This window comes from Paenibacillus puldeungensis, assembly GCF_042678945.1.
GTDB lineage: Bacteria > Bacillota > Bacilli > Paenibacillales > Paenibacillaceae > Fontibacillus > Fontibacillus puldeungensis.
In genome coordinates, this window is record NZ_JBHTLM010000003.1 from 105,879 (window position 1) to 119,172 (window position 13,294).

Sequence of the window (13,294 nt, forward strand, 5' to 3'; positions counted from 1 at the left end):
AGCATTGGTAAAGTAAATGTGAGCTAACAACTGAATATAGGGTACGAGACGTGGAGAATACCCTTCGATGCATCAATGGACAGCGGCCGATTTAATTTGGCATGCAGACCTATGTGATGGATGGAGGGTATTTTTTGTGTCCCCGGAAAGGAGCTGCCGCCTTAGGGAAAGCTGATAGATTCCTATTTTCACCTGGGATCGCAATGAATTTTCATGGAAAAGGAGAATGATTCGTGAAAAGGTTAAAAAAGCTCATTTCAACCACGCTAGTTATGTCCATGTTAGCTGGGTCCTTGATTGTAGGTTTACCGCTTCCTAAGGCTTCTGCAGCGGAGGTGAGGCCGGAACTTAATGCAAACAGGACGTTATCGGCCCCGGTCATCGATGGCCGACTGGAAGATTCGGTCTGGAGCATCGAGCACTCACTTCCGGTTCAAACGGAGGAAGGGGCCTCTAAAGAATCGAAATTCGGGATGCTTTGGGATTACAAATATTTATATTTCGGTGTGAAGGCTGAAGACGCTATCCCTGTTAGTTCCGGAAGCGGATATTGGTTTGATTTAGACAACATCAACTTTTTTATTGATCCTACGATGCATCAATCCGCTCCCTTTGCCCCCGATGATATGCAGGCAGGGTTTGTGTTTCAGCCTGGAACAACAACACCAGAGTTTCATTTTGGCGCAGCCCTGAACGGGCATAACGGCAAGGACGAGAGACGGATTCTAAGGTCTATCCAGAAAACGACTTCAGGTTGGTCGCTGGAAGTAGCGATCCCCTGGGATATGCTGAATTTTGACCCGGCTGCCGTCAAGCAGTTTGGCTTGAACCTAACAGTGACAGACCGCTTTGATGCCGCCGATGCTAGCAAACAAGCGACTCATGTATGGAGTGCTTATCAATCCACCTCCTTCTGGAACGACACCACCGGTTACGGAACGGTTCACTTAACGGATGACCAACCGTTCATGGGGGAGACAAATCCGGTTTTACTGCAGGATGACTTCGAAGCATACAAAACGGGGGACATCCCGCCGGGATGGTTCATCGACCCCGAGTCCGGGACAACTCCAATAACGGTCGTTCAAGATACTTATGGTGGTCATCTAACAATAGATGGAATAAGTACAAGCCAAGAAGGTCGTATCGCCGCGCCTGTTCAATGGGACAACTATGAAATCGAAACGGATGTGCGGTTTGAGGAAGCCAAAGATCCCAGCAGCTCAGCAGCAATTGTTTTTCGGGCTTCTGCCGATGGCAAGATTCCTTATCATCAATTCACAATTCGTCAAAACGGCGCCTATGAACTATTCTTAAGGGATTCCAACGGTGGTACGCAGTCATTGCATCAAGGCTTACTACCCGCTCCGCTTGATGTTGGCAAGGATTATTCGGTGAAGCTGAGAGCCTACGGCAACAATGTTAAAGCCTATGTAAAGGCTGAGCAGGATGCTGCCTACACATTGGTGATGGACCAGACATTTCGAGAGAGCGGTGTTTTGCAGAAACAGGGGAAAATCGGCTTTCAGGCAGACCATAGTAAAGTATCATTAGATAACGTGAAGGTGACGAGAATATCGGCGGATCGGCTTGATCTTGGTATTCCTGATACAGCCGAAGCGTTGACGGGACCATTAAGCGTAACCGGCAGCGTTTATTACTCCGACGGCATAACGGAACCGCTTGAGCTGAATCAAATTCGGTTTTATAGCTCGGACGACAGCATCATTAAAGTGACAGACAACCAGTTGTTCCCGCTGAAAGAAGGCAAGACCACGATAAAAGCGGTATTCGATAACCTGGAGGTTTCGCGGGAAATGAACGTGACGGCCTCAGCTTCAGGCGTCAAAACGACGGCAATCCGTCTTAAGGATGGATATCTCTTGACTGTTACGGACAAGCTGCTTGATCTCAGCACAATTAAGCTGAAGGCGGATTACAACAACTTTACCTCGGGTGAGATTCCGGGGAGTGATGCAAGCTGGTTGTCCGATCACGGAAACGTCACCTTCAAGGACGGGGTGATGAATGTATCGGCAAAAGGCGTATATCCGGTTAAGGTGAGCAAAGACGGAGTGTCTACCAACGTATGGGTCGTTGCCAAGGATGCGGCGGATCAAGACTATGTGCTGTATCAGGAAAACTTTGACGGTGCCCAAGATGGGGCAATGCCGGAGGGCTGGAGCAGAAAAGAAGGAGCAACGCCAGGAAAAGCGGCTGTACAATCGGGAGCTTTCATCCTGGATGCGTCAGCTTCCCCAGACAATCCGTCGAGAGTGCTGCTGCCAGACTATTTAGCTTTTTTCGGTAACTACAAAATCGAAGCAGATATAACCCATTTGTCGGCCAATGAACCGACGCGTTGGCATTCGATCATGTACCGGGTTCAAAAAGGAGACTACCCATACTATCAAATGGCAGTACGCCAAAAAGCTACAGCATCCAACGGTATTGAATTTGCCGAAAGAACGCCTGCTAGCGCCTGGAACGTCATGGAAAAAGGGGCTTTTACCGAGTCTATTAGCCAAGACAAACTTTATCATTACACCGTAAAAGCTTATGGTAACCGTGTGCAGCAGTTTATCGACAACAAGCTGATCGTGGATACCGATCGTGCTGACGCTTATGCCAAAGGCGGGATCGGTCTGCAGGCGAACGGCAGCAAAATGAAAGTGGACAATATCAAAATCGTTTTACAGCAAAATCCGCTGCCACCTATGGCTGCCGACAAGTTCGTGAGAGTAGCAGCTCCGGACACTGGCATTGCTATGGCCCCTTCGGTGATTACGGAATTGGAAAGCAGGGAACAATTAACTACATTAAATAAATCCAATATGCCCGCAACGATGATCCTTCATTTGAAAAACGGTTTAAAGGTCACGGATCCGACAGAGAAACAGGCGTTCGGGGACTTAGCCAAAGTCATGGAAGCCATCCAGTACAGGATGATTCCGGCTTTTTATGTCACTGATAAACAAACGGCGGATCAACTGATCAGCTACCTGAAGGAACAAGCGATTGAAGATGCTTTTGTTGTGTCTGATTCACCGGATCTGGTTAAACGGGTAAGACAGGCTTATCCATTTATACAGGGAATCGTCGATTACCGTACCGTGAACAGTCTTTCACAGGAAAAACTGTTGGATATCCGCAAGCAAACAACGCTGGGCAAAGCCAAAATTGTTCTGCTCCCACAGAATGCCATCACCCGCGATCAGGTAGCTTATTTACAAAAGCGTTTAATCGTCGTGTGGGCGGCAGCCAACTCGCAGGCTAAACAGGCCAATGATAGCTTAACCCTGCACCAAATGATTACTTCTGGAGTAAACGGAATTGTGACTTCTGCACCAAAGAGTGCCTATGACGCCTATAAACTGTACTCTCATGGCACTACCTTGATTCGCAAGCCATATATCATCGGTCACCGGGGAATCCCGGCCTTATCTCCGGAAAATACGATTGAGGGAAATCAGCTGGCCCTCGATTATGGAGCCGATTTTATCGAAAATGATATCTATTTGACAAAAGACGGTCATCTGATCATTCTCCATGACGGGACTTTGGAACGTACTACGAATGGTAAGGGACATGTGCGAGATTACACACTTGAGGAGCTTAAAAAACTAAATGCAAACAAGACACATCCAAACGGATTTCCTGATGTAAAAATTCCAACGCTGCTGGAACAAATCAATTTGGTCCGTGAGCGGAATTCTATGCTGATGGCGGAGCTCAAGCAAACCGATCAGCCTGTTGTCGATGCGTATGTGAAGTTGATTAAAGAGACCAACTCCGAGCCGTTCTTCGACTCTATGTCCTTTAGCGCGGATGCGGTAGCTTATCTGGGACAAGTTATGCCGGAAATGCCGGCAGGTCTCTTGGTTAGCAGCATTAGCGGGAACGAGTCCAATCCGAATAAGTCGCTTCGGGATGCGTTAAGGCAGGTTCAGGGGCTGAATGCCACTTTCAATGTCGGATACTACGGATTGGGAAAAAACTTCTTGGAAGCCGCGCACCATCGTGGACTCATCGTTTCGCCTTGGACGATTAATTCCAAAGCTGACTTCATCTCTCTGTATAAGTTTGGCGTCTTTGCCATTACGACGGACAATACACATTGGGCAGCCGATTGGGCCGATTCAATCCGTGCGGAGAAGAACATATATGAAACAAAGAGCGGCGGTAGCGTCGACTTATCGGCTATCGTCACGACCTACAAAGGGACGGAGACGAAGATCAGCCCGGATTTGGTCTGGCTGGACGGGCAGGATCGCTTGAAAGTGAACGGAACGAAAGTAACAGGCGTTACCCCCGGAACGGCCCATCTCTTAATGAGGTATACCGCTTCTATGGATGATAACAACAACTACGATATCTACTCTGAACCAGTGACCATTAAGGTGGCGGGAGGGCAGACAGGCCCTAGTCAACCGCCTAGTACACCGGGAGACCAAACCGGCGGTTCGGGTACACCCAATCCACAAACTCCAGCTAAACCAACCGACCCGAACGCTAACAATACAACGATAACGGGAAATACGATTCAAGCGGTTCAAGGCCAAGTGGATGCGGCTACCCTGCAAAAAGCATTCGCAGAATATCACCAGCTTGATGTCAAATTTACCGGTGACAAGCTGGAACTGGCTGCGGCGGGATTGGCAGATGCTACGCGGAATAAAGACAATATGCTCGTTGCTGCAAATGAGAATGGGCTATACCGCTTACCTCTCTCTTTACTTAAGCTTGAAGCGCTTGCTAGAGAGCTGGGAGGCAGCGTAAGCGACATGACGATCGCCATCACAATTCAGAAGGCGAACGATCAAGAGGTGGCAGCCGCTAAAGGCAGCTTGTCCGGAGTAGGTGGCAGTCAAGTCGCTGCACCACTGCTTTTTGAGATCCACGCCAAGAGCAAGACGGGTAAAGCGCTGCCCGTAGCTTTTGATCAAGCTTATGTTATCCGTGAAATGGTGCTTGATCAAGCGCTCGATTCACGCAAAGCAACTGCAGTATGGTATTCACCGGAAACGAAGCAGCTTCGGTTTGTTCCAGCTGTTTTCACCACGGAAGGAAACAAGACAAAGGTACAAATGAAGCATAATGGTAATGGGCTTTATATGATCATTCAGAAGTACCAGCATTTCACGGATATGGCGAATCACTGGGCCCAGGTGGACGTGGAGCTGCTGGCTAACAAGCTGATCGTCAGCGGTCTAGGTGAAGGAAGGTTTGATGGTGATCGTTCGATTACTCGGGCGGAATTTGCCGCTCTGCTTGTTCGGGCTTTAGGTCTGAGCTCAGTGGACGTACAAACGAAAACGTTGGCTTCTTACACGGATGTACCGGCTTCATCATGGTTTGCGACAGATGTAGCTTCAGCGTCGGCAGCCGGTATCATTAACGGCTATAAGGATGGAAGTTTCCGGCCGTCGCAGTCAATTAAGCGCGAGGAGCTCGCCGCAATGACCATCCGGGCATTGACTTATGCAGGCGCCTATACATCCGCAGGAGACACGGGACAAGATAAAGAACTGCTGAGTCACTACAAAGATAGCGACCGCTTAACCTGGTCAAGCGTGGAAGTGGCCGCAGCCATTCGCTTAGGCCTAATGGAAGGTGTTTCTGCAGAAAGAATCGGTTCAAGCAGTTATGCTACCCGAGCTCAATCCGCTGTGATGATTAAGCGGTTGCTCAGCAAAGCTCTATTCATCAACTAATCTACTTATGAAGTGAAGTTTGCTTGGGATGAATACTCAAGCAAACTTTTTTTACAATTCAAGTTAACACTCCGTCAATGATTGTCTGGTAAGGTGAAGTAAATATGTTTCTAACATATATGGAAGGGAAAGGGAGGCGGTCGAGAGACAATGAAATTGCACGATTGCTGGGGAGAGCGAAAAATTATTCCCGCCGTACGTAAGGCGGAGGATCTTGAAGCGGCCTGCCGAAGCGAATCACCGACGATCTTTTTACTTATCGGTGATTTATTAACCGCCGAGGATTATGTAGGACAAGCACTGCGTGCGGGGAAAAAGGTATTCCTGCATGTTGACTTTATTATGGGCCTGGGCGGCGATCCGATCGTCATGAAATACATTGCCCGGAAGGTGGGACCGACCGGCATCATCTCAACGAAGAGCCATTTTGTGAAACATGCCAAAAAGAATGGTCTGCTAGCCATTCAGAGGATATTTCTGATCGATACTTCAGCACTGGAGCATGGAATTCAAAATATTGAGCAGAGCGAACCGGATGCGGTCGAAATTATGCCCGGACTGATCCCCCGTGTGATCAGGGAACTGCGGACAAACATCTCGCTGCCTATCATCGCGGGCGGTTTGATTCAGGATTTCAAAGAAATAGATGTTGCTCTTGAAGCCGGGGCGAGTGCGGTATCGATGGGGAATAAACGGCTTTGGAACACGCCGATGATTCATGCCGGCAGTCGATTAACAGATATTTCATCTACCGTTAATTTAGGGATAACAAAGTAAGGCTAGTATAGAAGCAGTACTTAAGGCTTGGACAAATGAATACGCAAGGGTACGAGACGAGGAGAAAACCCTTTATGCAGCGAGGAAGAGCGCTTTTTTAGCACGCGCTATTTCTTTTATCTGGATAAGGGGTTTTTTGCTTTGCTTAGAAAGGGGCTGCAGGAAGATTGCCGGATGTTTGGAGCTATGAAGGTTATTTTTTCGATCTGGATGGAACGATTTTGCTAGGTGATCAGCTGCTGCCAGGTGTTTCGGATAGTCTGCAGTTTTTGCGCGAATCCGGTAAGAAGGTTTTGTTTCTAAGCAATACAACGGTACGAACACGGCGGGACTGCCAGGTTCGCCTGCAGGAGCTTGGACTCCAGGCGAGCTTGGATGAAATTGTGACGGCGGGATTTGCTTCGGCGATCTATTTAAGAGAAAGCAAGACATCCCCGGTCGTACTTGTTATCGGAGAATCGGCGCTAACCCGCGAACTCGAGGAGCAAGGGGTTCGCTATACGATGGATCCTCACAAGGCGACGCATGTTCTTGTCGGAATGGATACGCATTTTGATTATACGAAGCTGCATCATGCGATGACTGCGGTTCGAAATGGAGCCATCCTGATTGCGGCAAACCCGGATCCAAACTGCCCGGTGTCCGGTGATCTTCTTCCAGATACCTGGTCACTCGTCAAAGCGATCGAAACAGCCAGCAGTGTTGAGCCGCATGTCGTGATTGGAAAACCCTCGGAGTTTTACAGTGCTAAGGTCTTGGAATGGTGTGGGCTTCCCGGAGACCGTTGTCTCATGATCGGGGACAGGCTGGAGACAGACATTCTGCTTGGCATCATGAGCGGCTTTCGAACCGCCCTTGTACTTACAGGGGTCGCGTCAAGAGAAGATATCGAACGCTTAAAGCTCCGCCCGGATTATGTATGGAACACGATGGAGGATTTTTTGGCCTTCGTCCGGGCGTAACTATACAAATGCAATAGACCAATTTATTAAAAGGAGAGAATCTAATGCGTTTTAAAGGCCATGTTTTAAAGATGCTTTGCTTTACTTTATGTTTTTCTGTGTTATTCGGGTGTGCCAAAGCGAACAACAATCCTGCTGAAACGGCATCCGCTTCTGCAACCGACAACGGCTCCAACAAAAAACAATCGGAGGAGAAGATCGAACTCACGTTCTACTATCCCATTGCAGTTGGCGGGCCGCTCTCCAGCGTGATCGAAGAGATGACTAAAGAATTTACAAAGCAAAATCCGAACATTACGGTCAAGCCGATTTATACAGGCAGCTATGCCGATACAGCGGTCAAAACCCAAGCTGGGGTGCAGAGCAAAAATCCGCCGGACATTGCTGTACTCCAATCGACCGAGCTGTACAGTCTACTTGATATGGATGCCATTATTCCGCTAGACGATTATATTGCTGGGGAAGGCGGCGACGCTTACCTGAACGATTTTTACCCCGCCTTTATGGCCAATTCGCAAACCGGAGGCAAGACGTACAGCATTCCGTTCCAACGCAGCACCATCGTGCTTTATTACAATAAGGATATGTTCAAAGAAGCTGGTCTAAATCCGGAGCAGCCACCGAAAACTTGGGATGAAATGCGGGAATACGCGAAGAAGCTGACCAAGGAAGGCCGCTGGGGATTGGAGATTCCAGTGACAGGTTACGGCTACTGGATGCTGCAAACCTTTGCTCTTCAAAACGGCAAAAATCTGATGACGGAAGACGGCAAGAAAGTCATGTTCAACACGCCTGAAAATGTGGAAGGGCTTAAGTTCTGGGCAGACCTGTCCCAGAAGGACAAGGTGATGCCGCAGGGCGTAACTGAATGGGGGACCGTACCATCCGATTTCCTGGAAGGGAAAACGGCGATGATGTACCACACGACCGGTAACCTGACGAATGTGAAGAACAACGCGAAGTTTGACTTTGGCGTCACCTTCCTACCACAGCGCAAAACCTATGGCAGCCCAACAGGCGGTGGCAACTTTTATATTTTCAAAGGCATTGACAAGCAAAAACAGGACGCTGCGTGGAAGTTCATCACGTTTATGACGGAGAGCGAGCGGGCCGCTCAGTGGAGTATCGATACCGGCTACGTTGCGGTGAAAAAATCAGCTTACGAAACAGAGCTTATGAAGAAGTACGTAGAAGACTTCCCACAGGCATTGGTAGCCCGTGATCAACTGGAGCATGCGGCAGCCGAGCTGTCCACTCATAACAACGGTAAGGTTATGAAGATCTTGAGCGATCAGGTGCAGGCTGTTCTGACCGGCAGCACGACTCCGGATGAGGCGCTGAAGAAAGCACAGGAAGAAGCGGATCAAGTTCTGGCGCCATTCAACAAGTAATGTAGATAATTTAGTAGAAGCTTGAGCTGCGGCCGAGTGATTCCAGAGTCGCAGCCAGCTTCTTTTTCAAATCTGGGTGTGCAGGGAGGTTCTGTTTTGAACGGCCGGAAATTGTTTATTCATTGGAAAACAAACGTATTTGCCTGGCTTCTGCTGTTGCCATCGCTCGCTTTTTTATTCTTATTCACCTTTTATCCGATAGCCAAAACGCTCAGGCTCAGCCTGTTTCAAGCAGACTTGGCCACGCCGCAACCATCATATATTGGGGCAGATAATTACGTACATATCATGCAAGATCCGGTCTTCCATAAGGTTATGGCCAATAACCTATGGTTTGCGTTAGGCACGGTACCTATATCCATCGCGTTAGCGATCGTAATGGCGGTTTTTGCCAATAAGGTGCTGCGAGGAACGGCTTTCCTTCGGGTGGCCTTTTTTTACCCAACCCTGATTCCGATGATCGCAGCCGCGAATGTTTGGCTGTTCATATATACACCGCAGTATGGCTTGCTGAGCAGGGTTACAAGCTGGATAGGCATGTCCGCCGATATCAATTGGCTCGGTTCACCCCAGTACGTGATGTGGTCACTCATTGTGATGGTGATCTGGAAGGAGGCCGGCTATTTCATGATTTTCTACTTGGCGGGACTGCAAAATATCGCTCCTGAGCTGTACGAATCTGCACAGGTGGATGGGGTGGGACCATGGACTGTGTTCCGAAAAATTACGTTTCCGCTGCTTATGCCGACAACATTATTCGTTATGATTATTGCGCTGACCAATTCGTTTAAGCTGGTGGATCATCTGCTGATCATGACCAAGGGAGGGCCGAATAACGCGAGCAGCCTGCTGCTTTATTATATCTACGAAACGGCCTTTGGCTTCTGGGATCAAGGACTGGCCTCTACGCTGACGGTGATCATGATAGCCGTATTGCTGCTGCTAGCCGCCTTGAACTTTCTGGGCATGGATCGAAAGATTCACTATCGTTAAAGGGGACTAAGAGACCATATGCAAAATAACAAATGGACGTTCACTCGCTGTCTCATGATCTTGCTCGGTATGATATGGCTGATACCACTGCTGTGGATGACCGTGACTGCGTTTCGCCCGAAGCAGGTTGCCCTGCAATCCCTGTTCTCTCCGCATTTCACCCTTGATAACTTCGGCAGGGTGTGGGAGGCGGCACCGTTCGGTCAGTATTTTGTGAATACGTTTCTGATCGCCGTCTGCGTGTATGCCGTTCAAGTGGTTACGGCTACCATGGCCGCTTATGCTTTCGCCCGGGTGGACTTTCGCGGGAAGAATGTCGTCTTTCTATTATTTTTGGCGCAAATTATGGTGCCTGCGGATGTTCTGATCTTTCCAAATTATAACGTACTTCAGGAGCTCGGGCTGCTGGATACCAAGCTTGGCATCATGCTGCCGTATTTAGCTTCGGCGTTCGGGATTTTTCTGCTGCGACAAACATTTATGACAATACCCAAGGAGTTGGACGATGCGGGAGTTATGGACGGCTGCTCAAAATGGCGTCTCCTGTGGCGCGTCTATTTTCCGCTTGCCCGCCCCGCCTATATCGCCTTCGGCCTCGTATCGGTGAGCTACCAGTGGAACAACTTCCTATGGCCGCTCATCATTACGAATTCTGTAGAAAATCGCCCATTGACCGTGGGACTTGCTATCTTCGCCCAATCATTTGAAATCGGGGCTCAGTGGACCGAGGTCAGCGCGGCAACGCTGCTTGTCATCGTTCCTTTAATCATGATTTTCTTGTTGTTTCAGCGCCAGTTTATCAATAGCTTTATCCATTCTGGGATTAAATAAATAACTCTTTCATAGAAGCGCAGGCATCGAAATCACCGTTTCCGATACTTGCGCTTTTTATTGTGGCTTAAGTCAGTTGAGTTTGAACGACATATTCCTATAAACGGAACGCACATTCCCGTATCAGGACAAAATCCTGGGTTTTCACTGCATAACACATTGGTGAAATCAGGATTTTGTTGGCTGAGATATTTGAAATAGCAGACAATTTCATGATTGCGAACAGGTAAACTATTTAGCTGGAAAGAGAGAAGAGCCTTCGTGCTTACATGTCGATAGAATAGTCCTTCCTTTGTAAACGGAGGCGGATATGCTAGGGCCGGCAAAGTCGGAATAATGTCATAGACATTGGAGATACGAAAACTGTTTTCTACCGTTTGGTTGAACCGGGAAGCAAAGACGGGGTCTCCAACACGTGGACTTCCGTAAGTATAAACGAAGGGATTCTTAAACGGGGTATTAACTGCAACATCCAATGCAGCTAACACAGCTAAAGCGCCTCCTAAGCTGTGGCCAGCAATAAATAGTCTTTTTGTTGTAGAAAGCATATTTAGTTGTCTTATCAATTCATTTCTTGCCGATTGATAAATACAGGTAAATCCGCGGTGGGTTTTCCCTGTATTGTTGACATATGGATACGCAACCTGAAATAAGTCTTGGTCCAACTCATTGTCCCTGAATGTTCGGGTTCCTCTAAAAACTACTATGATTTTATCTTGTGATTCAGCAATATAACCAAATACTTCCTCTTCCGGCTCCTCAACACCGGCAAGCACATGGATAGTAAATTGAAGATTAAATCCTATTGGCAGGATCAGCGTGTTCTGTTCAAAAAGTTGATAGGACTGAAAGATCATAGCCGCAAGTAATATCGCATCTTCGCTGCTGTAAGGGCTTGAGATTTTCATAGATGCAGCTCCTCGTCTAAGTAATTCTTGCATTCAAGGCAGACACCCTTGGAAGGGAATGCACATTTCAGTATTGGGGCAAAAACCTGGATTTTCATCGCATAACGCTTTGGCAAAAAGAGGATTCTTTTGGCTGAGGGTTTTAAAATAGCAGGCAATCCCATCATTTCGCGGCGTATTATTCAGTTGAAAAGAGATCTGAATCTTTGAGCTTACATGCTGATAGGTCAGTCTTTTCTTTGTAAACGGAGGCGGATACTTTCGAGCCGGGAAGGTGGGGAAGGAGTCATGAATATTAACAATTCGAAAACTATGGTTAACGTCATGGTTAAATCGGAAAGCAAAGTCTGGGTCTCCAATACGCGGACTGCCGTAAGTATAAACGAAGGGATTCTTAAACTTGGTGTTTACTGCAATATCTAAAGCCGCTAACGTGGCCAAAGCACCGCCGTAGTTGTGCCCGGTAATAAACAGCCTTTTTGATGCAGGCAGCTTGCTTAATTCTCTGATGAATTGGTTTCTTGTTGATCGATAAAGACATGTAAAACCACGCGAGGTTTTCCCCGCATTTCTAACAAAAGGATACCTTACCTGAAATATGTCGTAGGATGCTAAGAGATCTGCAGGATACGAAGCATATCCTCTAAATGCAATAATGATTTTATCTTGTGACTCAGCAATAAAACCGAATACTAATTCTGTAGGATTCTCTACGTTAGCAAATGCACGAATGGTATATCGAAGCTTAAATCCTCTAGGCAAGATAAGCTTTCCTTCTAAGAAAAATGGATAGGTCTGATAACTCATAGCCGCAAGCAATATTGCTGATTTACTACTAAAAATATTCTTTTTGTAAGCATGACCCATATAAGAAATTCCTTTCTTTATGCCCAAGTTTTATGGAGTTCTTGAAGTATAAATATGAAACTCATACGCAATTTGCTCATAAAATTGCAATTGACAAATTTGTCCGTTGTAACTATACTGATTACAGGTTGAAATTGTAACTGATATGATTACAACAAAAAACATTTGGAGGTTAATTAAATGGCTAAAATAGCGATTATCGGTGCAACAGGAAAAGCGGGAAGCCGCATTATGCAAGAGGCGAAGGAACGTGGACATGAGGTGACGGCCATCGTGCGTGATGCCGCGAAGCTGCCAAGCCACGATGTTCCTGTGATGGAGAAGGATATTTTCGCGCTTACCTCGGAAGATCTAAAAGGGTTTGATGTGGTTGTGAATGCCTTTGGCGCGGCACTCGGAAACGAGCATTTGCACGTAGAGGCCGGGAATGTACTTATTGAAGCGATGAAAGGGGCACCGGAAACCAGATTGCTTGTCGTTGGAGGTGCAGGCAGCCTGTATGTCGACGAAGCCAAAACAACACGTGTGGTGGATACTCCGGATTTTCCTGCCCAATTCTTTGCCACGGCATCCAATCAAGCTAAAAATTTGGATATTTTGAAGGAAACCAAGGGCATCAAGTGGACGTTCATTAGCCCTTCCGCCATGTTTGCGCTAGGCAAACGGACCGGCTCCTATCGTACGGGCAAGGATCATCTTTTGGTGAATTCCAAGGGAGAAAGCTATGTCAGCTACGAGGATTTTGCCATCGCCGTTGTCGATGAAATCGAGCAGCCGCAGCACCTGAACGAACGCTTTACGGTCGTTTCAGAGTCCTAACATTTGGAATTAACCCTTTATTTTAGCACGGT

The 13,294-nt window shown here is 47.5% G+C and carries 9 protein-coding genes; 7 read left to right on the forward strand and 2 right to left on the reverse strand.

Going from position 1 to position 13,294, the window contains the following annotated elements; all coding sequences use genetic code 11:
- Positions 1-233: 233 nt before the first annotated feature.
- The 6 genes from ACFQ3W_RS05425 to ACFQ3W_RS05450 all read left to right on the forward strand — a co-directional run bounded on the left by ACFQ3W_RS05425 (position 234) and on the right by ACFQ3W_RS05450 (position 10,668).
- Complete coding sequence (locus ACFQ3W_RS05425) at positions 234-5,714, forward strand: glycerophosphodiester phosphodiesterase family protein (protein ID WP_379317431.1); 5,481 nt, start codon at positions 234-236, stop codon at positions 5,712-5,714.
- A 150-nt stretch (positions 5,715-5,864) separates the two neighbouring features.
- Positions 5,865-6,491 (forward strand): glycerol-3-phosphate responsive antiterminator, encoded by a 627-nt coding sequence (locus ACFQ3W_RS05430; protein WP_379317433.1) that lies wholly within the window; start codon positions 5,865-5,867, stop codon positions 6,489-6,491.
- Positions 6,492-6,658: 167 nt separating this feature from the next.
- Positions 6,659-7,453: an HAD-IIA family hydrolase gene (locus ACFQ3W_RS05435; protein ID WP_379317435.1), complete on the forward strand. Its 795-nt coding sequence runs from the start codon at positions 6,659-6,661 to the stop codon at positions 7,451-7,453.
- A gap of 44 nt (positions 7,454-7,497) precedes the next feature.
- The gene (locus ACFQ3W_RS05440; RefSeq protein WP_379317437.1) at positions 7,498-8,844 is read left to right on the forward strand and encodes an ABC transporter substrate-binding protein; all 1,347 of its coding nucleotides are present in this window, start codon (positions 7,498-7,500) and stop codon (positions 8,842-8,844) included.
- A gap of 96 nt (positions 8,845-8,940) precedes the next feature.
- Positions 8,941-9,837: a carbohydrate ABC transporter permease gene (locus ACFQ3W_RS05445; RefSeq protein WP_379317439.1), complete on the forward strand. Its 897-nt coding sequence runs from the start codon at positions 8,941-8,943 to the stop codon at positions 9,835-9,837.
- Between the two features lie 18 nt (positions 9,838-9,855).
- A complete protein-coding gene (locus tag ACFQ3W_RS05450) occupies positions 9,856-10,668 on the forward strand; it encodes a carbohydrate ABC transporter permease (RefSeq protein WP_379317441.1) in 813 nt (270 codons plus the stop codon).
- Between the two features lie 32 nt (positions 10,669-10,700).
- Here ACFQ3W_RS05450 and ACFQ3W_RS05455 read toward each other — a convergent pair whose 3' ends face one another.
- The gene (locus ACFQ3W_RS05455; RefSeq protein WP_379317443.1) at positions 10,701-11,576 is read right to left on the reverse strand and encodes a lipase family protein; all 876 of its coding nucleotides are present in this window, start codon (positions 11,574-11,576) and stop codon (positions 10,701-10,703) included.
- A gap of 33 nt (positions 11,577-11,609) precedes the next feature.
- Entirely contained in the window at positions 11,610-12,443 is an 834-nt protein-coding gene (locus ACFQ3W_RS05460) for a lipase family protein (RefSeq protein WP_379317445.1), read from the reverse strand.
- Between the two features lie 180 nt (positions 12,444-12,623).
- Between ACFQ3W_RS05460 and ACFQ3W_RS05465 the strand changes: the two genes are divergently transcribed.
- Entirely contained in the window at positions 12,624-13,262 is a 639-nt protein-coding gene (locus ACFQ3W_RS05465; RefSeq protein ID WP_379317447.1) for an NAD(P)-dependent oxidoreductase, read from the forward strand.
- The last annotated feature ends 32 nt before the right edge of the window (positions 13,263-13,294 follow it).